This is a genomic window from Lonsdalea quercina subsp. quercina (assembly GCF_000688655.1).
Taxonomy (GTDB): domain Bacteria; phylum Pseudomonadota; class Gammaproteobacteria; order Enterobacterales; family Enterobacteriaceae; genus Lonsdalea; species Lonsdalea quercina.
Genome location: NZ_JIBO01000004.1, coordinates 156,580 through 175,964 on the forward strand (window position 1 = coordinate 156,580; position 19,385 = coordinate 175,964).

The following is a 19,385-nucleotide window of genomic DNA, read 5'->3' on the forward strand; positions in this document are numbered from 1 at the left end:
CTAAGACTTGAACATAAACCGGAGAATCTTTTCTCCGGTTTTTTTATTCATTGCGGTCGAATCAGTTTTTTGCGATCGAGCAGTTCGTTTGTCTCCGGATCATAGTAACGGCTGGGCCAGATTTCGGCAGGATGTATCCCTAACGCATCCGCAATCAGCCNCTCTCCTTTCGGCCATGGGCGAGATATAGCATTAGCAAGCGTGGACGAACTTAATCCAGCAGACCGTGATACCGCGGCAAGGGTAGTCCCTTTTTTCTTTAACGCCGCAATGATATCAGCAGGGTGCCAGTCATGTTTCCTTGAATTCATAATCCTTCCCTTAGTGCTATAAGACGACAGTGTATTAGTGGTATAACTAACGAATTGGGTTAAATGGTTTCATTAACTAAAAAACCATTATTTGGAAATAATATATCATCAGTTTTCTAATTATTTCCAAAATAATTTCCCAATAAATCTTTTTTTGTAATGAGTAGCACTATCGGGATGAAATGGACATGAAAAAAGAGTGGTTTGCGACCAGCGAGTTGGTTGGCATCGGCGGACTCCCTAAATCACGGCAAGGATTGAATAAACGTGCCCGAGAAGATGGTTGGGAAAAACGTCGCAGAAAAGGTGTGCAAGGGCGAGGTGTTGAATATTCCATCCACAGCTTGCCCGAATCTGTACAGCAGTCCTTATTGCTGATGCAGGAAACACCCGGAGAATATTCAGCGAAGCCATCGGATATGCTACCGGTGTGGATGCAGATATATCAACAACTTTCAGTCTCTGAGCGCGAAAAGTTGATTAGCTACATTATGCGAGAAGGCGTCTATGCGACTCTTAAACAGTTAGGGTTGTGCTCACCTTCTACCTCACCCATTACAAACGAGACCTCTGAATGATCTTTCTGCCATTCCTGTTACAGGAATGGCAGCGCTTCCTGCGCTTATCCCCTCATTGCTCGCGCCTGATTCCTCGCATTAGATTACGTTAACGCATTACGTCTCTTCTTATGTTTAATGATTAGAGCTTTCCTTTATGTTGATCTATTATGTGGAAACTTTATGTAATCCTATTGTCTATTCTCGTTCTATTGGGAATTGCTAAGCATGGAATGTCAGGCCAACTTGGAGGGAAATATGGATAAAAAGTGGTTTGCGACTAAAGAATTATTGGGTGTGGCCGGATTACCGACGTCCCGACAGGGGCTGAATAAGAAGGCCAAAGAAAACGGCTGGGAGAAACGGCGNCGTAAAGGCGTGCAGGGGAAAGGCGTGGAATACGCTATCTGGAGCTTACCCGACAGCGTTAAGCATTCACTGATGATGGAGGAGTCACCTGTCCCAGAGTATGCCACGCCGGCAGAGACTGAGTTATTGTCGACGTGGATTCAGGTTTATCACCAATTAACAGGAAGCGAACGCACACAACTGATAAATCACATTCTGCATGAAGGTGCTCTGGCGATGTTGTCTCGACTGGGCGGCTCGCCGCAAGCGAGCGACACCCAAGGGGACGTTCAGAACTCTCGCTGAACGGCCATGTGCGCCAACCCTTCTAAGGCTAGGCGATAAGGGGTTTCTGGCAGACATTGCAGTGCGCTGATGGCTTTGTCTGCTTCTTCTTCCGCTCGCTGGCGTGTATAGCCGAGCGAACCGCACTCCTGCATCGCCGTCAGCACCGGGGCCAGTAAATGACGACCATTGCCTTGTTCAATCGCCTCGCGGATCATAGCGCTTTGCTGTGGGTTACCATGACGCATGGCATGCAGCAGCGGTAGGGTAGGCTTGCCTTCATTCAGGTCGTCGCCGGTGTTTTTGCCCAGAGTTTCGCCGTCAGCGCTGTAATCAAGCAAGTCGTCAATCAGCTGAAATGCGGTTCCNAAATAACGTCCGTAGTCTTTCAACGCTTTCTCTTGCTCTGCGGTCGCGCCAGCCAAAATAGCGGAAGACCGAGAGGCGGCTTCGAATAAGCGTGCCGTTTTGCTGTAGATCACGCGCATATAGCTGTCTTCGGTGATGTTAGGATCGTTACAGTTCATCAGCTGCAGTACCTCGCCTTCCGCGATGACGTTAACCGCATCGGACATCACCGTAAGAACCTGCAACGAACCAAGCCCTGTCATCATCTGAAAAGCGCGTGTATAGATAAAGTCGCCGACTAAGACGCTGGCAGCGTTGCCAAAGGCGGCATTTGCGGTTGCTTTTCCCCGACGCATGTCGGATTCATCGACCACGTCGTCATGCAGGAGGGTAGCGGTGTGGATGAATTCGATTAATGCCGCAACGGTAACGTGCTTGTCGCCCTGGTAGGCTAAAGCTCTGGCAGCCAGAACAGCAATCATCGGCCGAATGCGTTTCCCACCGCCGCTGACAATGTAATGGCCCAACTGATTGATAAGCGCGACATCGGAGGACAGATGTTCCAGGATAATCTTATTAACGGCGGACATATCCTTGGAGCTCAACGCTGTAATTTGTTCTAGATTCATTGTATCTGCCAGCTGATTTCTTCAACGCTATCGCCGTACTGATGTTCTTGATCGGCGTTAAATAAGAAAAGGTTGTGTTGATTGTACTTGAAAAATGACGCAGATAAACGGCAGTTAATGGCTTGTATCCTTTTTCTTCATGTTGCTCGATTCTGCACTTGTCATGCTTCGGATTTTTGCGTAGAATTCGCGCCCTATTGTGAATATTTATAGCGCACTTCCAAAGTCAATAGGGTGCGCGGAAAGCGGAGTTTTATATGTACGCAGTTTTCCAAAGTGGTGGTAAACAACACCGAGTAAGCGAAGGTCAAACCGTTCGCTTGGAAAAGCTGGATATCGCAACTGGTGAAGCCGTTGAGTTTGACCAGGTTCTGATGATCGCTAATGGTGAAGACATCAAAATCGGCGTTCCTTATGTCGATGGCGGTAAAATCAAGGCTGAAGTTGTTGCTCACGGTCGTGGCGAGAAAGTTAAAATCGTTAAGTTCCGTCGCCGTAAACACTACCGTAAACAAGCTGGTCACCGTCAGTGGTTCACTGAGGTGAAAATCACCGGCATCAGCGCTTAAGTTTTAGGAGAGCGAATAATGGCACATAAAAAAGCTGGCGGTTCCACTCGTAACGGCCGTGACTCAGAAAGTAAACGCCTGGGCGTAAAACGTTTCGGCGGTGAATCCGTTCTGGCAGGCAGCATCATCGTCCGTCAGCGTGGTACCAAGTTCCATGCTGGTACTAACGTTGGTTGTGGTAAAGACCACACGCTGTTTGCACTGTCCAACGGTAAAGTTCAGTTCGAAATCAAAGGTCCTAAAAACCGTAAATTTATCAGCATCGTTGCTGAATAATTACAGTTTCTAAGCCTTTTAAAAGCCCTGCACATGTTGCAGGGCTTTTTTCGTTTGGCGATACTGTAAATATCATCCGCTGCGGATAACACTATGAAACAGAATGCTGGCTTGGGGCTCTGCCTGGCTTTAACCACGGCTGTTTGCTGGGGCGCTTTGCCCATCGCCATGAAGCAAGTTTTAAGTGTTATGGATCCATATACCGTTGTTTGGTATCGATTTCTGATGGCTTCGTTCGGGCTTTTTATCCTTCTCTACTTAAGAGGAACGATGCCCCGACTTCGTTTGCTACGGCGTCGGCGTTGGTGGGTATTGCTGCTTATCGCAACGTGCGGGCTGCTGGGCAACTTTGTCCTATTCAGCTCGTCATTAAAGTATCTTAGCCCCACGGCTTCTCAAGTTATCGGCCAACTCTCCCCAGTTGGGATGATGTTTGCCAGCGTTCTCATTCTGAAAGAAAAAATGCGTGTGACTCAGGTGATTGGCGCGATTACGCTATTGAGCGGTTTGTTGATGTTTTTCAACACCAGCCTAATTGAGATTTTTACCCGTCTGAGTGATTACACGTTGGGCGTCCTATTAGGTGTGGGGGCCGCGGCGGTTTGGGTCACTTATGGCGTCGCTCAAAAAGTCCTTCTACGACGACTGTCATCCCAACAGCTCCTGTTTCTGCTCTACGTACTGTGCGTGATTTTTATCACGCCGATAGCAAAACCTGACGTCGTGTTTCAACTGAGTCGTTGGCAACTGGCGTGCCTGGTCTTTTGCGGCGTAAACACAGTTGTAGGATATGGTGCGCTGGCAGAGGCAATGGCACGTTGGCAGGCGGCTCAGGTCAGCGCCATTATTACTCTAACCCCTCTGTTTACATTGATGTTTTCCGATTTATTGGCATTAGGGTGGCCTTTAGTCTTTACACCTCTCTCGCTAAATTTTATCGGTTACATCGGTGCGTTCGTGGTCGTGGCTGGGGCGATGTTTTCAGCGATTGGGCATCGTTTTTTTCCGATAAAACAGCAGTTAAGCGAAGTCCCGGGCATCAATTCAGACGGTAAATGATTCGGCTTGTCGGTCAATCCTCACNGGCCGTGATGACTGTTTATTTTTAATACAGGTGAAATCTTCGCGCTAAGCAGGTACAATCAGCGCCCATTTTACCGTGATGGTTCTGACTGCGTCGTTTTCAGTGACGGATGGCTTCAAAAGCTGCCCTTAATAAAATCAAAGAGTTACGCCAAAGAGAACCAATAACAGTCAAAAAAAGTCAATTATTCTCTATTGGTTTTTTTGCGGAGAGAGTTCATGAAGTTTGTAGATGAAGCCAACATTCTGGTGGTGGCTGGCGATGGTGGTAATGGTTGTGTTAGCTTCCGTCGTGAAAAATATATCCCTAACGGCGGCCCGGATGGTGGGGACGGTGGCGATGGTGGCGACGTTTATCTCGTTGCCGATGAAAACCTGAACACCCTGATCGACTATCGCTTCGAAAAATCGTTTCGCGCAGAACGTGGTCAGAATGGTCAAAGCCGCGACTGTACCGGCAAACGGGGTAAGGATATCACCATCAAAGTTCCTGTCGGGACCCGTATTAAAGATACTGGCACAGGGGAAATTTTGGGGGATATGACCCGTCATCAGCAACGCCTGATGGTAGCGAAAGGGGGATGGCACGGTCTGGGCAACACCCGCTTTAAATCCTCAGTTAACCGGGCGCCTCGTCAAAAAACGAACGGCACGCCGGGTGAAGAACGCGAACTGCTGATGGAGCTGCTGCTGTTGGCCGATGTAGGGATGTTGGGTTTGCCGAACGCGGGTAAATCAACGTTTATTCGTGCTGTGTCTGCGGCTAAACCTAAAGTGGCAGACTATCCGTTTACAACATTGGTTCCGAGCCTGGGTGTTGTGCGTATGGATAGCGAACAAAGCTTCGTCGTCGCTGATATCCCAGGCCTGATTGAAGGGGCCTCCGAAGGCGCAGGTCTGGGTATCCGGTTCCTGAAACATTTGGAACGTTGCCGCGTGCTGCTTCACCTGATTGATCTGGCGCCGATAGACGAGTCCGATCCGATCGAAAACGCGAAAGTCATCATCAACGAACTTCATCAGTACAGTGAAACTCTGGCTGAGAAGCCGCGCTGGCTGGTCTTTAACAAAAGCGATTTGCTGGACAAAGACGAAGCTGAAAAACGCGCACGTGATATCGCGGCCGCGTTGGCGNGGGAAGGTCATTATTATCTGATTTCCGCCGCGAGTCGTGATGGCGTCAATGCGCTCTGTTGGGATGTGATGAGTTTCCTCAAAACTCAGCCGAAAATGCAGGCGGAAGACGAGAAATCGACACCAGAGAAAGTGGAGTTCATGTGGGATGACTATCATCGTGAACAGCTGGAAACGGTGAAAGACGAAGCAGAAGAAGAGTGGGACGATGACTGGGACGAAGAAGACGATGATGGCGTGGAGATTATCTACCAGCATTAAGCCTGACGTTGTTCACGAATAATAAAAGTTTGCTTGTTGTATCAATTACCCTTATCTGCTTATGCAGATAAGGGTGTTTTTTATCTAGGCTTCCACGCGCTTTAATTGTTCTGATAAATATCTTTGTAGAGTCTGCTCTCAAAGCGAACCAGAGGAACACGACGCGTTTTCTCGTCATCTGCGGAGTACCCAGAGAGATACTGTACGAAGGCCATTCTCTGACCGCTGGACGTCGTGATAAAGCCAGCCAGATTGTACACGCCCTGCAATGCTCCCGTTTTTGCTGAAACCTTGCCGTCTACGCCTGCTTCATGTAATCCGCCTCGATAGCGAAGCGTGCCGTCATATCCCGCCAACGGCAGCATCTTGATGTAGTTCAACTCATTATCGTGCTGAGCGATATATTGCAGCACCTGCATCATGGTAGCGGGCGCAAGGAGGTTGTGGCGCGACAAGCCGGAACCATCCACGATGACGCTGTTGCCAAGATCGACGCCTGCTTTCTGCCGTAAGATCTGACGCACCGCATCCGAGCCTGCACGCCAGGTGCCGGGCACATTGAATCGTTCATGCCCGATGGTGCGAAAAACGGTGTCCGCAATCATGTTGTCTGATTTTTTCAGCATGATGGTCAGGAGTTCATGCAGTGAGGCGGACTGCGTCTGTGCCAAAACTGTTCCCGTTATTCCCGGCCGGGTTTGCCTGCGCAGGCTGCCGCCAATACGGACATCCGCTTCCAGCAATTCATCTTTTACGATTGCGCCGGCATAACTGCCGCCATCCTGAATGGCAAATGCCAGGGGGAGGGGGTCTGAACGCTGCGTTAAGCAGCCGGTAAGGGTAAAGCGATTGAGTTCTCCCGGAACAACATCAAGTTCACAATATTGCGCGTCGGGTGAGCCTTTCGCGAGCGTTCTGACTTCGCTAAACATCTGAACGGGGTAATAAGAGGCTACGCGAATGAAAGCATTCTCACCGGCGTTGGGAGCGCTGTAGAGCGATACCGAGAAGCAGTTTCTATCGACGATGGCAGCGGCAGGGGGCGCGCTAAAACACTGTGTCATATCGTTCCACGGCCAGCCGGGTGCTTTGTCATGACTGGCGAATACGGAGGTATCGATTAGCACATCGCCGGTAATTTCGTGGATACCATTTTTTTTCAATCCCTGTACCATGGAACGAATCTGCTGGCGTTTCAACGTTGGATCGCCGCTGAAACGCACAATCAGATTTCCACGCAAAACGCCGTTACTGACGGAGCCTGCGCTTTCCATTGTGGTCGTAAACCGAAAGTCAGGACCGAGCTGGAGCAATGCCGCCAATGCAGTAATGNCTTTTTGCGTGCTGGCCGGGAGCGCCATTTGTTGGCTGTGATAATCAAGCGCGGGAGATGGCGCCCCGACTTTCTGCACCACTAACGCCAGATTGGCGCCGTGAGGCAGGTATTGTATATAGTCCTCTACCGGGGCGGCAGCCGAGGCAGTATGCAGAATACAGGTGCAGAGAAGGCCGGTAACAATAGATAAAAAACGCATAATCTCGGTTTAGCACAGGGTAACGTGTGGCAATACTACGGCCCTAAGTAGGCTAAAGTAAACGATGATCCCCATGGAACTCTGGGGTAAAATACGTATCAAAATGCAAAACCGAGCCTGCCCTGGAAAAATTATTTCCGGGCTGGGCCGCTTTTGTTTGAATTGCCAGGGGTACGCTGCAGAAAAAAGACACCCCGTCGCACGTTAATTCTATCGCGTCAGGAAGACGGTGATTTAAGTCCTATGGATTTTTAGAGGTATAGACAATATGAAACAGTTTCCGATGACGTTACGTGGTGCTGAAAAGTTACGCGAAGAACTTGAGTATTTGAAAATGGTTCGCCGACCAGAAATCATTTCGGCGATTGCTGACGCGCGCGAACATGGTGACCTGAAGGAGAATGCGGAATACCACGCAGCCCGTGAGCAGCAGGGGNTCTGCGAAGGCCGCATTCAGGAAATTGAAGCGAAGCTTTCAAACGCTCAGGTGATCGACGTCACTAAAATGGCCGCTAACGGTCGTGTTATTTTCGGCTCCACTGTTACAGTGATGAATGTCGATACAGAAGAAGAACAGACCTATCGCATCGTTGGCGATGATGAGGCTGACTTCAAACAAAACCTTATCTCGGTTAACTCGCCCATCGCGCGCGGCTTAATCGGCAAAGAAGAAGACGATATCGTCGCCATCAACACCCCAGGGGGGCTGGTGGAATATGAGATTTTGAAGGTCGAGTACCTTTGATTGCTCGTGATATCGACAGTATTTGTAAAGAAAAGAAAAAGGCCGCATGCGGCCTTTTCTCTTACCAGAGGTCATGGCACTTTGCAGTCAATGCAAAGTAACCTGAGGTAAAAAATGTTATCGTGGCAATACAATTTTCCGTTCTTTAGCGGCACGATAGAGCACCAAGGTGTGGCCAATGACCTGGACTTTGACGGCTTTGGCTTCGCGCAGGATCGCATCGACGATTAACCCTTTGGTTTCACGATCCTCAGCAGCGATTTTTACTTTGATCAGTTCGTGATGTTCTAAAGCCTGCTCGATCTCAGCCAGTACACCCTCGGTAAGGCCGTTGTTGCCTAACAGGACAACCGGTTTCAACGGATGTGCCAGGCCTTTCAGGTGCTGTTTTTGTTTGTTACTCAGATTCATGGTCTTTTTTGCTTAGGTTGGGATTGAAAACGGGTCATTCTACCGCCATCTCATCATTATCACCATTGTAGAGTGGTTGGTTGGCACCCAATGAGACGTTCGGTACGACAAAAGCGCCTTAATTAAGAATAGTTGGAAAATAGATGGCTAACAAAAAGCGTTCTGCGAGTTCCAGTCGTTGGTTGCAGGAACACTTTAGCGATAAATATGTGCAGCAAGCGCAGAAAAAAGGGCTTCGCTCACGCGCTTGGTTTAAACTTGATGCTATACAACAGAGCGACAAACTGTTTAAACCCGGTATGACCGTGGTGGACCTGGGGGCCGCTCCAGGCGGTTGGTCGCAGTATGTCGTCAGCCAAATCGGCGGCAAAGGTCGGATTATTGCCTGCGATCTTTTACCGATGGATCCTATCGTGGGCGTCGACTTTCTTCAGGGCGACTTTCGCGATGAAATGGTACTGAAAGCGTTGCTCGAAAGGGTTGGCGATCAGAAAGTTCAGGTGGTGATGTCCGACATGGCCCCTAACATGAGCGGTACTCCGGCAGTCGATATTCCGCGTTCCATGTATCTGGTGGAACTTGCGTTGGAGATGTGTCGAGATATCTTGGCTCCGGGCGGCAGTTTCGTCGTTAAAGTATTTCAGGGAGAAGGCTTTGACGAGTATTTGCGTGAAGTACGATCCCTGTTTACGACGGTGAAGACGCGTAAGCCTGAATCCTCCCGGGCCAGGTCCCGCGAGGTGTACATTGTAGCGACAGGGCGTAAACTGTAGTACCCTTACGCTATTTTTTAACACAGTTGTAATATGAGGTTAATCCCTTGAGTGACATGGCGAAAAACCTGATTCTCTGGTTAGTCATCGCAGTCGTGCTGATGTCTGTATTCCAGAGCTTTGGGCCCAGCGAGTCGAATGGCCGTAGGGTGGATTATTCAACCTTTTTAACTGAAGTGAATCAGGATCAGGTCCGTGAAGCACGAATCAATGGGCGTGAGATCACTGTGGTCAAAAAAGACAGCAACCGATACACGACCTATATTCCTGTCAACGATCCCAAGTTGCTGGATAACCTTCTGACTAAAAACGTAAAAGTAGTCGGCGAACCGCCAGAAGAACCGAGCCTGTTGGCTTCGATCTTTATCTCATGGTTCCCGATGCTTCTTTTGATCGGCGTCTGGATTTTCTTCATGCGTCAAATGCAGGGCGGTGGTGGCAAAGGCGCCATGTCGTTCGGCAAAAGCAAAGCACGCATGCTCACCGAAGACCAGATCAAAACGACGTTTGCGGACGTAGCCGGATGTGATGAGGCCAAAGAAGAAGTGGCCGAGCTGGTCGAATATCTGCGTGAGCCTAGCCGTTTCCAAAAGTTGGGCGGTAAAATTCCGAAAGGCGTGCTGATGGTCGGCCCTCCTGGTACCGGTAAAACCTTGCTTGCGAAAGCTATCGCGGGTGAAGCTAAAGTCCCATTCTTCACCATTTCCGGTTCTGATTTTGTCGAAATGTTCGTGGGCGTGGGCGCATCTCGTGTTCGTGACATGTTCGAACAAGCGAAAAAAGCAGCGCCATGCATCATCTTTATCGATGAAATCGATGCTGTCGGTCGCCAGCGTGGCGCTGGTTTGGGTGGCGGTCACGATGAACGTGAGCAGACGCTGAACCAGATGCTAGTGGAAATGGATGGTTTTGAGGGGAATGAAGGTATCATCGTCATTGCTGCAACGAACCGCCCTGACGTGCTGGACCCCGCATTACTGCGTCCAGGTCGTTTTGACCGTCAGGTTGTTGTAGGACTGCCGGATGTCCGTGGTCGTGAGCAGATTCTGAAAGTTCACATGCGTCGCGTACCACTATCACCGGATATTGATGCCTCTGTCATTGCTCGCGGCACGCCGGGGTTCTCCGGCGCCGACTTGGCTAACCTGGTCAATGAAGCAGCATTGTTCGCCGCACGTGGCAGCAAGCGTGTCGTCTCCATGGTCGAGTTTGAGAAAGCCAAAGATAAGATCATGATGGGTGCAGAACGCCGGTCTATGGTGATGACGGAATCTCAAAAAGAGTCGACTGCTTATCACGAAGCGGGTCACGCCATCATCGGACGCCTGGTGCCTGAGCATGATCCCGTTCATAAAGTGACCATTATTCCGCGTGGACGCGCACTGGGCGTGACTTTCTTCCTCCCGGAGGGTGATGCGATTAGCGCCAGTCGTCAGAAGCTGGAAAGTCAGATCTCAACGCTGTACGGCGGTCGTCTGGCTGAAGAAATCATTTATGGTTCTGAGCATGTTTCTACGGGGGCTTCCAATGACATCAAGGTTGCGACCTCTATCGCTCGTAACATGGTGACGCAGTGGGGCTTCTCAGAAAAGCTGGGACCCTTGCTGTATGCGGAAGAAGAAGGGGAAGTTTTCCTCGGTCGCTCCGTGGCGAAAGCGAAACACATGTCGGACGAAACGGCTCGCATCATCGATCAGGAAGTTAAGGCCTTGATCGAACGTAACTATCAACGTGCTCGCGAATTGTTGATGGCGAATATGGATATCCTGCATTCCATGAAGGATGCATTGATGAAATATGAAACCATCGATGCGCCGCAGATCGATGATCTAATGGGGCGCAAGGATGTTCGTCCGCCGGCTGGCTGGGAAGAACCTTCGTCCAACAATAACAACTCTGATGATAGCGGAACGCCTAATGCGCCGACCCCGGTTGATGAACCGGAGAAGCCTGGCACGGGCAATGCTATGTCAGGTCCATTGAGCGACAAGTAAGCGCGGTGTGACAGCGTGTTGTTGAAACTGACACCAGTAGTTTATAAACCCCGGCTTGCCGGGGTTTTTTGCTGATTACGTCCAGGCATAGCGCCATGGGCGGGCTGTGGTTTTGAGGAAGAAGGAATGAAATTGAACGCTCGGGGATCGGTCATTGATCTCTCCTGCCCGCAGGTGATGGGCATCTTGAATGTGACGCCGGATTCGTTTTCCGATGGCGGCCAACACAATNCTCTCGATAAAGCGCTGTTTCATGCACAGGATATGGTCATGGCTGGCGCAACGTTCATCGATGTCGGCGGCGAGTCAACACGGCCTGGTGCGGATGAAGTCAGCGTCTCGGAAGAGCTGGACCGCGTAATCCCCGTCGTAGAAGCATTGTCGCAACGCTTTGAGGTATGGATATCCGTCGACACCTCAAAACCGGAAGTGATCGCTGAGGCGGCGGCCGCTGGAGCGCATCTGATCAACGATGTGCGCTCTTTGCAGGAAACGGGCGCGTTGAGTGCCGCCGCCGAGACTCAACTTCCCGTATGCCTAATGCATATGCAAGGATTGCCGCAAACGATGCAACAGGCTCCGCACTACGATGACCTGATGAAGGATGTTGTCACCTTTTTCGAGCATCATCTCAGTCGCTGCACCACTGCAGGAATTCCTCGCGAGCAAATATTGCTCGACCCCGGATTTGGATTCGGCAAAAACCTGCAGCACAACTATAGCTTGCTGGCTCATATGGAAAGCCTGCATCAATTTGGTTTGCCCCTGCTGGTGGGGATGTCCAGAAAATCAATGATTGGCCAACTGCTTAACGTTCCGCCTAAAGAACGTGTTTATGGCAGTGTCGCCTGCGCAGTAATTGCTGCGCTAAAGGGAGCCAGGATCATTCGAGTTCATGACGTAAAAGCAACCGTGGATGCTATGCGTGTTGTTGAAGCTACACTTTCAGCTAAGGAATAAAAGATGACGAGCAGCCGTAAATATTTTGGTACTGACGGTATTCGTGGCAAAGTCGGTGACTCTCCCATTACCCCCGATTTCGTATTAAAGCTGGGCTGGGCGGCCGGGAAGGTTTTGGCTCGACATGGCTCCAGAAAGATCATCATTGGTAAAGACACCCGAATTTCGGGTTATATGCTTGAATCTGCGCTGGAAGCCGGTTTGGCTGCCGCGGGGTTATCGGCGTCCTTCACGGGGCCGATGCCAACGCCCGCCGTAGCCTATTTGACTCGCACCTTCAGGGCGGAAGCTGGCATCGTGATCTCGGCTTCCCATAACCCGTTCTACGATAACGGCATCAAGTTCTTTTCCATCGACGGCACCAAATTGCCTGACGAAGTTGAGGAAGCGATCGAAGCCGAAATGGAAAAGGCAATCACCTGCGTTGAGTCTTCCGAACTCGGTAAAGCGAGCCGAATTGTGGATGCGGCAGGTCGTTACATCGAATTCTGCAAAGGCTCCTTCCCGAGCGAGCTTAACCTTAACGGCCTCAAAATCGTGGTGGACTGTGCCAACGGCGCGACTTATCACATTGCGCCCAGCGTGCTGAGAGAGTTGGGCGCGACGGTGATCACCATTGGTTGTAACCCCAACGGAATGAACATCAATGAAGAGTGTGGTGCAACGGATGTAAGGCAGCTTCAGAGTCGGGTGCTAGCTGAAAAAGCCGATGTGGGCTTGGCCTTTGACGGAGATGGCGATCGTCTGATTATGGTCGACCACCAGGGTAACAAGGTCGATGGCGATCAAATTCTGTACATCATCGCACGCGAAGGCTTACGCCAAGGCCAGCTCCGTGGTGGTGCTGTCGGTACGTTGATGAGCAATATGGGTCTGGAGCTTGCTCTCAAACAGCTTGGCATTCCGTTCGCTAGAGCCAAGGTCGGGGACCGTTATGTGTTAGAACTGATGCAGTCCAAAGGCTGGCGTATTGGCGCTGAAAATTCAGGCCACGTTATCCTGCTGGATAAAACGACCACGGGGGACGGTATTATCGCAGGGTTGCAAGTTTTGACCGCAATGGCCCGCAACCACATGACGTTGCACGATTTGTGTAGCGGCATGAAATTGTTTCCACAGGTGCTGGTCAACGTCCGCTTCGCCGGCCTAGATGATCCGCTGGAAAGCGACGCGGTTAAACAGGCTGCGCTGGATGCGGAGTCACAGCTCGGCGGTCGCGGTCGTGTCCTGTTACGTAAATCGGGCACCGAACCGCTGATCCGAGTCATGGTTGAAGGTGAAGATGAGACTACGGTGACGGCTTTAGCCAATTCGATTGCCGATGCCGTGAAAGCGGTGGGATAACATCTCCTCTAAAATGGAAACGTCATCGGCAAAATTCTAGTGTCCGCTGATGGCGTTAAATTTCTGAAGAATCAGCTAGATAATTAAAGACTTCTCGAACAAGTCAATTCCGTCGCTGTTTTTTTCCCCAATCAATCATTGCGAGCCAAATTAGCCTTGCTTAGACAGAATGCTTTGGTTAGTATTCAAACCCGCTTTATAAGGGATAGCTTTTGTATTCCGACTGCGGATGGCGAGCGGTTAAGCCGCAAGAATTCAGCATCCTCATGAAAAGTTGGGGATAAAGTAATAGGTACATCTATGTACGAAGCGCTTTTAGTTATTTTCCTGCTGGTATCCATTGGTCTGGTTGTGTTGATCATGCTGCAGCAAGGTAAAGGTGCCGATATGGGTGCCTCGTTCGGAGCGGGTGCGTCAGCTACCCTGTTTGGCTCAAACGGCTCAAGCAATTTCATGACCCGTACGACGGCTGTTTTGGCAACGTTGTTCTTTGTCATCAGTCTGATTCTGGGCAATATGAGTTCTAACCACAGCCAAAAAGGCAGTGAATGGGAAAGTTTAAGTCAGCCTGAGCCGGCGCAAACTCAGCAGAACACGGCACCAGCTACGCCGTCGAGCGATATTCCTAAGTAATACAGCGTTATCGGCAACAAAAATTGTTGCCAGTTATAGAAGTAAGAAGTGATGCCGAGGTGGTGGAATTGGTAGACACGCTACCTTGAGGTGGTAGTGCCCAAATTGGGCTTACGGGTTCAAGTCCCGTCCTCGGTACCAATCCTATAGATAACTTGCTTTTTTGCGGTTATCAGCGTAATATTTGCCACGTTTTCGGACGCGGGGTGGAGCAGTCTGGTAGCTCGTCGGGCTCATAACCCGAAGGTCGTCGGTTCAAATCCGGCCCCCGCAACCAATTAACTTTCCTTTAGGTTTTCTTTCAAAGCTGCTCAGTAAGTTTCAATTGATTCCACAGTCGGTTTTGAAAGAATTCTTAATGGTAAGTTATACCGCGGTTATCCGTGGTAATAGGGTCCAGTTGCATAAAGCCCCGTATATCGGGGTTTTTTGTTATCTGACAACAGAATTACTGGGCTATTAAGCCCTTTTTTTATGTCTTGGGGGTGGGCTTGTCCACATTAGAGCAAAAGTTAACAGAGATGATTTCAGCACCCGTTGCAGCATTAGGCTTTGAGCTGGTGGGCATTGAGTTCGTCCGGGGTCGCCAATCGACGCTGCGTATCTATATTGATAGTGACGATGGGATCACTGTTGATGATTGTGCTGATGTCAGCCATCAGGTCAGTGCGGTGTTGGATGTTGAAGATCCGATCACCGTGGCTTATAACCTGGAAGTATCTTCGCCAGGTCTGGATCGTCCTTTATTCACGGCCGAACACTACGTGCGTTTCCTCGGTGAAGAAGTGAGTCTGGTATTGCGTATGGCTGTCCAGAACCGCCGTAAATGGCAAGGAATAATCAAAGCCGTTGAAGGTGAGATGATCACGGTAACGGTGGAAGGCAAAGATGAAGTGTTCGCGCTGAGCAACATCCAGAAAGCGAATCTGGTACCCCACTTTTAAAGTTTGGATGAGGCAACTAGGATGAACAAAGAGATTCTGGCTGTTGTTGAAGCAGTTTCCAATGAGAAAGCTGTTCCGCGTGAAAAGATTTTCGAAGCATTGGAAATCGCACTGGCAACGGCAACCAAGAAAAAATACGAGCAGGAAATTGACGTCCGTGTCTGCATCGACCGCAAAACCGGCGATTTTGACACCTACCGCCGTTGGGTAGCCGTCAATGAAGTGACGCAGCCCACCCGTGAAATTACGCTGGAAGCAGCGCAATTCGAAGACCCAAGCATTGAGCTGGGCGGCTATGTCGAAGACCAGATCGAATCTGTGACTTTCGACCGCATCACCACCCAAACCGCCAAGCAGGTTATCGTACAGAAAGTGCGTGAAGCTGAACGTGCCATGGTGGTCGATCAGTTCCGCGAGCAAGAAGGTGAAATCGTTACCGGCGTTGTTAAGAAAGTCACCCGCGATAACATCTCTCTGGATCTCGGCAGCAACGCCGAAGCGGTGATTGGCCGTGAAGATATGCTCCCGCGTGAAAACTTCCGCCCTGGCGACCGTATTCGCGGCGTACTGTATGCGGTTCGCCCTGAAGCGCGTGGTGCTCAGCTATTCGTCAGTCGTTCTCGTTCTGAAATGCTGATTGAACTGTTCCGCATTGAAGTACCGGAAATCGGCGAAGAAGTCATCGAAATCAAAGCTGCGGCCCGCGATCCAGGTTCACGCGCTAAAATAGCCGTTAAGACTAACGACAAACGCATCGACCCCGTCGGCGCTTGTGTGGGTATGCGCGGCGCGCGCGTTCAAGCCGTTTCCAGTGAACTGGGTGGTGAGCGTATCGATATCGTCCTGTGGGATGACAATCCTGCTCAGTTCGTCATCAACGCCATGGCGCCCGCAGATGTTGCCTCTATCGTGGTAGATGAAGACAATCACACCATGGACATTGCCGTAGAGTCAGGAAACCTGGCTCAGGCTATCGGCCGTAACGGTCAGAACGTTCGCCTGGCATCACAGCTCAGCGGCTGGGAACTGAACGTGATGACGATTGAAGACCTGCAGGCCAAACATCAGGCCGAAGCGCATGCGGCGATTGATGTCTTTACTAAGCATCTAAGCATCGACGAAGAATTCGCCATTGTTCTAGTGGAAGAAGGCTTCTCCACCTTAGAAGAGCTGGCCTATGTGCCGATCAAAGAACTGCTTGAGATTGACGGGCTGGATGAAGAAACGATTGAAGCGCTGCGTGACCGTGCGAAGGCAGCGTTGACAACATTGGCGCTGGCTCGCGAGGAAAGCCTTGGTGACGGTCAGCCAGCCGATGATTTGCTAAACCTGCCTGGTTTGTCCCGTGAGCTGGCGTTTGCTCTGGCTGCACGCGGCGTATGTACGCTGGAAGATCTTGCTGAGCAGGGTGTCGATGACCTGACAGATATTGAAGAGCTTGATGAGAAGCAAGCCGGTGAGCTGATTATGGCCGCGCGTAATATCTGTTGGTTTGGCGACAACAACGAATAACGAACTGTAGCAGGAAAGGAACAGCATGACAGATGTAACCGTAAAATCGCTGGCCGCAGAGATTCAGACTCCGGTTGACCGCCTGATACAGCAGTTTGCTGATGCCGGTATAACCAAGTCCGCATCAGACTCTGTGACCCAGCACGAGAAAGAAAGCTTGCTGGCGCACCTGAACCGTGAACGCGGCAGTGCGCCGGGAAAACTGACGCTGCAGCGCAAAACGCGCAGCACATTGAATGTTCCAAGCACCGGTGGTAAGAGTAAAGCGGTACAGATCGAAGTCCGCAAGAAACGTACTTATGTAAAACGCGATTCTGTGGAAGGTCAGCAGACCTCCGAAGAAGAGTTGGCGCGGCGTGAAGCGGAAGAACAGGCACAACGTGCTGCAGAAGAGCAGACTAAACGCGAGGCGGAAGAAAAAGCCCAGCGCGAAGCGGCTGAAAAAGCGAAGCGTGCCGCTGAAGATCAAGCCAGACGTGAGGCCGCCGACAAGGCTAAGCGCGACGGAGCGGAAAAAGAAAAAGTGACCAATCAACAAAACAACACCATGACCAAACCAGCTCAGGCTGAGAAAGCGCGTCGCGAAGCCGAAGCAGCTGAACTCAAGCGAAAAGCGGAAGAAGCGGCACGCCAGAAGGTTGAAGAAGAAGCCCGTCGCGTGGCAGAAGAAGCTCGCCGCATGGCTGAGGAAAACGCCGGTCGTTGGGAAAATCAGAAAGACGAAACCGAAACTTCTGACTATCACGTAACCACATCGCATCACGCACGTGAAGCCGAAGATGAAAACGATCGCAAGGTCGAAGGCGAACGTCGTGCTCGCACTCGCGGCGGCAAAGCGACCAAGCAGAAGAAAGGCAACCGCCTGTCTGAATCTAAAGCCGATCGCGAAGAGGCTCGCGCTGTCACTCGCGGCGGTAAAGGCAAACGTAAACCAAGCACTCTGCAGCAGAGCTTCAACAAGCCTGCCCAGGCGGTTAACCGCGATGTAGTGATTGGCGAAACCGTGACGGTGGCTGAACTCGCGAACAAGATGGCCGTTAAAGGCTCTCAGGTCATCAAAACGATGATGCGTCTGGGCGCAATGGCGACTATCAACCAGGTTATCGATCAGGAAACGGCTCAGCTCGTGGCGGAAGAAATGGGNCACAAAGTGATCTTGCGTCGTGAAAATGAGCTGGAAGAAGCGCTGATGAGCGATCGTGATACCGGTGCTGCTGCTGAACCGCGCGCGCCTGTCGTCACTATCATGGGTCACGTTGACCATGGTAAAACCTCTCTGCTCGACTATATCCGTTCTACCAAAGTCGCTTCCGGCGAAGCGGGTGGCATTACCCAGCACATCGGTGCCTACCACGTAGAAACCGACAATGGCATGATCACGTTCCTGGATACCCCGGGACACGCCGCGTTTACCGCAATGCGCGCACGTGGTGCTCAGGCGACAGATATCGTCGTTCTGGTGGTTGCCGCAGATGATGGCGTGATGCCGCAGACTATCGAAGCTATTCAGCATGCTAAAGCCGCCAAAGTGCCGGTTGTCGTTGCTGTAAACAAAATCGATAAGCTGGAAGCCGACCCGGATCGCGTTAAAACCGAACTGTCTCAGCACGGCATCATGCCGGAAGATTGGGGCGGTGAAAGCCAGTTCGTACACGTGTCCGCCAAATCGGGTACGGGTATTGATGAACTACTGGATGCTATCTTGCTGCAGTCGGAAGTCCTGGAGCTGAAGGCCATCCGTAACGGCATGGCAAGCGGAGCGGTAATCGAATCCTTCCTGGATAAAGGCCGTGGTCCGGTTGCGACTGTCCTGGTCCGTGAAGGTACCTTGAACAAAGGTGATATCGTCCTGTGTGGCTTCGAGTACGGCCGTGTGCGTGCGATGCGTGACGAGTTGGGGCGTGAAGTCGCCTCTGCTGGCCCCTCTATTCCCGTCGAAATCCTGGGCCTGTCCGGCGTGCCGGCAGCAGGTGACGAAGCCACTGTCGTTCGCGACGAGAAGAAAGCACGTGAAGTTGCGCTGTATCGTCAGGGTAAATTCCGCGAAGTTAAACTGGCTCGCCAGCAGAAATCTAAACTGGAAAACATGTTTGCTAACATGAGCGAAGGCGAAGTTTCTGAACTGAACATCGTGTTGAAGTCCGACGTACAGGGTTCTTGCGAAGCGATTTCCGACTCTCTGATGAAGCTGTCCACCGATGAAGTAAAAGTCAAAATTGTCGGCTCTGGCGTGGGTGGGATTACTGAAACGGACGCTACGCTGGCCGCGGCATCCAACGCTATCCTGTTGGGCTTCAACGTGCGTGCAGACGCTTCCGCTCGCCGAGTCGTCGAAGCAGAAAGTCTGGATCTGCGCTATTACTCAGTCATCTATGACCTGATTGATGAAGTGAAGCAGGCGATGAGCGGTATGCTGGCGCCTGAGTACAAGCAGGAAATCATTGGTCTGGCTGAAGTTCGCGACGTGTTCAAATCACCGAAATTTGGCGCAATCGCAGGCTGTATGGTGACCGAGGGCGTGGTTAAACGTCATAACCCGATCCGTGTACTGCGTGATAACGTCGTTATCTACGAAGGCGAGCTGGAATCCCTGCGTCGCTTCAAAGATGACGTCAACGAAGTTCGTAACGGCATGGAATGTGGTATCGGCGTTAAGAACTACAACGATGTTCGTTCTGGCGACATGATTGAAGTATTTGAAATTATAGAGATTAAGCGCTCTATTGCGTAATG

At 50.9% G+C, this 19,385-nt stretch carries 19 protein-coding genes and 2 tRNA genes; 17 read left to right on the plus strand and 4 right to left on the minus strand.

Annotation, left to right across the window (positions count from 1 at the left end):
* Nucleotides 1-47: 47 nt before the first annotated feature.
* Entirely contained in the window at nt 48-311 is a 264-nt protein-coding gene (locus RZ35_RS17115; RefSeq protein WP_071999748.1) for a helix-turn-helix domain-containing protein, read from the minus strand.
* A 188-nt stretch (nt 312-499) separates the two neighbouring features.
* On the opposite strand from RZ35_RS17115, the gene RZ35_RS03615 reads away from it, so the two are divergent.
* Entirely contained in the window at nt 500-889 is a 390-nt protein-coding gene (locus RZ35_RS03615) for a DNA-binding protein (RefSeq protein ID WP_026739624.1), read from the plus strand.
* Nucleotides 890-1,126: 237 nt separating this feature from the next.
* Nucleotides 1,127-1,522 (plus strand): DNA-binding protein, encoded by a 396-nt coding sequence (locus RZ35_RS03620; protein WP_026742082.1) that lies wholly within the window; start codon nt 1,127-1,129, stop codon nt 1,520-1,522.
* Here RZ35_RS03620 and ispB read toward each other — a convergent pair.
* Nucleotides 1,507-2,478, minus strand: coding sequence for an octaprenyl diphosphate synthase (gene ispB / locus RZ35_RS03625; protein ID WP_026742083.1), 972 nt, complete (start codon nt 2,476-2,478; stop codon nt 1,507-1,509). The two genes, RZ35_RS03620 and ispB, sit on opposite strands and share 16 nt — an antisense overlap.
* A 257-nt stretch (nt 2,479-2,735) precedes the next feature.
* Here ispB and rplU point away from each other — a divergent pair, with 257 nt between their 5' ends.
* The 4 genes from rplU to cgtA all read left to right on the plus strand — a co-directional run bounded on the left by rplU (nt 2,736) and on the right by cgtA (nt 5,801).
* The gene (gene rplU, locus RZ35_RS03630) at nt 2,736-3,047 is read left to right on the plus strand and encodes a 50S ribosomal protein L21 (RefSeq protein ID WP_026739627.1); all 312 of its coding nucleotides are present in this window, start codon (nt 2,736-2,738) and stop codon (nt 3,045-3,047) included.
* Between the two features lie 18 nt (nt 3,048-3,065).
* Nucleotides 3,066-3,323, plus strand: coding sequence for a 50S ribosomal protein L27 (rpmA, locus tag RZ35_RS03635; protein ID WP_026739628.1), 258 nt, complete (start codon nt 3,066-3,068; stop codon nt 3,321-3,323).
* A 93-nt stretch (nt 3,324-3,416) separates the two neighbouring features.
* Nucleotides 3,417-4,382 (plus strand): DMT family transporter, encoded by a 966-nt coding sequence (locus tag RZ35_RS03640; RefSeq protein ID WP_026742084.1) that lies wholly within the window; start codon nt 3,417-3,419, stop codon nt 4,380-4,382.
* Nucleotides 4,383-4,625: 243 nt separating this feature from the next.
* Nucleotides 4,626-5,801, plus strand: coding sequence for an Obg family GTPase CgtA (cgtA, locus tag RZ35_RS03645; protein WP_026742085.1), 1,176 nt, complete (start codon nt 4,626-4,628; stop codon nt 5,799-5,801).
* Between the two features lie 101 nt (nt 5,802-5,902).
* Here the strand turns inward: cgtA and dacB are convergent, their stop codons facing one another.
* Nucleotides 5,903-7,336, minus strand: coding sequence for a serine-type D-Ala-D-Ala carboxypeptidase (gene dacB / locus RZ35_RS03650; RefSeq protein WP_026742086.1), 1,434 nt, complete (start codon nt 7,334-7,336; stop codon nt 5,903-5,905).
* 268 nt (nt 7,337-7,604) lie between these two features.
* Here dacB and greA point away from each other — a divergent pair, with 268 nt between their 5' ends.
* Nucleotides 7,605-8,081: a transcription elongation factor GreA gene (greA, locus tag RZ35_RS03655; protein WP_026742087.1), complete on the plus strand. Its 477-nt coding sequence runs from the start codon at nt 7,605-7,607 to the stop codon at nt 8,079-8,081.
* A gap of 117 nt (nt 8,082-8,198) precedes the next feature.
* On the opposite strand, the gene yhbY is transcribed toward greA, so the two are convergent.
* The gene (gene yhbY / locus RZ35_RS03660) at nt 8,199-8,492 is read right to left on the minus strand and encodes a ribosome assembly RNA-binding protein YhbY (protein WP_026742088.1); all 294 of its coding nucleotides are present in this window, start codon (nt 8,490-8,492) and stop codon (nt 8,199-8,201) included.
* A 143-nt stretch (nt 8,493-8,635) separates the two neighbouring features.
* Between yhbY and rlmE the strand changes: the two genes are divergently transcribed.
* The 10 genes from rlmE to infB all read left to right on the plus strand — a co-directional run bounded on the left by rlmE (nt 8,636) and on the right by infB (nt 19,383).
* Nucleotides 8,636-9,265, plus strand: coding sequence for a 23S rRNA (uridine(2552)-2'-O)-methyltransferase RlmE (gene rlmE, locus RZ35_RS03665; protein WP_026739634.1), 630 nt, complete (start codon nt 8,636-8,638; stop codon nt 9,263-9,265).
* 47 nt (nt 9,266-9,312) lie between these two features.
* A complete protein-coding gene (ftsH, locus tag RZ35_RS03670; RefSeq protein ID WP_071999749.1) occupies nt 9,313-11,259 on the plus strand; it encodes an ATP-dependent zinc metalloprotease FtsH in 1,947 nt (648 codons plus the stop codon).
* 126 nt (nt 11,260-11,385) lie between these two features.
* Nucleotides 11,386-12,219, plus strand: coding sequence for a dihydropteroate synthase (folP, locus tag RZ35_RS03675; RefSeq protein ID WP_026742090.1), 834 nt, complete (start codon nt 11,386-11,388; stop codon nt 12,217-12,219).
* Between the two features lie 3 nt (nt 12,220-12,222).
* On the plus strand, nt 12,223-13,563 hold the full coding sequence (gene glmM / locus RZ35_RS03680; RefSeq protein WP_026742091.1) for a phosphoglucosamine mutase: 1,341 nt from the start codon (nt 12,223-12,225) through the stop codon (nt 13,561-13,563).
* 300 nt (nt 13,564-13,863) lie between these two features.
* Entirely contained in the window at nt 13,864-14,196 is a 333-nt protein-coding gene (gene secG / locus RZ35_RS03685) for a preprotein translocase subunit SecG (protein ID WP_026742092.1), read from the plus strand.
* Between the two features lie 53 nt (nt 14,197-14,249).
* Nucleotides 14,250-14,337 (plus strand) — tRNA-Leu (locus tag RZ35_RS03690).
* Between the two features lie 59 nt (nt 14,338-14,396).
* Nucleotides 14,397-14,473: transfer RNA gene (locus RZ35_RS03695), tRNA-Met, on the plus strand.
* Nucleotides 14,474-14,687: 214 nt separating this feature from the next.
* Complete coding sequence (rimP, locus tag RZ35_RS03700; protein ID WP_026739639.1) at nt 14,688-15,140, plus strand: ribosome maturation factor RimP; 453 nt, start codon at nt 14,688-14,690, stop codon at nt 15,138-15,140.
* A 21-nt stretch (nt 15,141-15,161) separates the two neighbouring features.
* Nucleotides 15,162-16,652, plus strand: a complete 1,491-nt coding sequence (gene nusA, locus RZ35_RS03705; protein ID WP_026742093.1) for a transcription termination factor NusA — start codon at nt 15,162-15,164, stop codon at nt 16,650-16,652.
* A 25-nt stretch (nt 16,653-16,677) separates the two neighbouring features.
* Entirely contained in the window at nt 16,678-19,383 is a 2,706-nt protein-coding gene (infB, locus tag RZ35_RS03710) for a translation initiation factor IF-2 (RefSeq protein WP_026742094.1), read from the plus strand.
* The last annotated feature ends 2 nt before the right edge of the window (nt 19,384-19,385 follow it).

Bases quoted from the DNA above. Each gene is read 5' to 3' on its own strand.
- RZ35_RS03615 (WP_026739624.1), top strand. From the start codon at position 500: ATGAAAAAAGAGTGGTTTGCGACCAGCGAGTTGGTTGGCATCGGCGGA.
- rplU (WP_026739627.1), top strand. From the start codon at position 2,736: ATGTACGCAGTTTTCCAAAGTGGTGGTAAACAACACCGAGTAAGCGAA.
- rpmA (WP_026739628.1), top strand. From the start codon at position 3,066: ATGGCACATAAAAAAGCTGGCGGTTCCACTCGTAACGGCCGTGACTCA.
- RZ35_RS03640 (WP_026742084.1), top strand. From the start codon at position 3,417: ATGAAACAGAATGCTGGCTTGGGGCTCTGCCTGGCTTTAACCACGGCT.
- yhbY (WP_026742088.1), bottom strand. From the start codon at position 8,492: ATGAATCTGAGTAACAAACAAAAACAGCACCTGAAAGGCCTGGCACAT.
- rlmE (WP_026739634.1), top strand. From the start codon at position 8,636: ATGGCTAACAAAAAGCGTTCTGCGAGTTCCAGTCGTTGGTTGCAGGAA.
- glmM (WP_026742091.1), top strand. From the start codon at position 12,223: ATGACGAGCAGCCGTAAATATTTTGGTACTGACGGTATTCGTGGCAAA.
- secG (WP_026742092.1), top strand. From the start codon at position 13,864: ATGTACGAAGCGCTTTTAGTTATTTTCCTGCTGGTATCCATTGGTCTG.
- nusA (WP_026742093.1), top strand. From the start codon at position 15,162: ATGAACAAAGAGATTCTGGCTGTTGTTGAAGCAGTTTCCAATGAGAAA.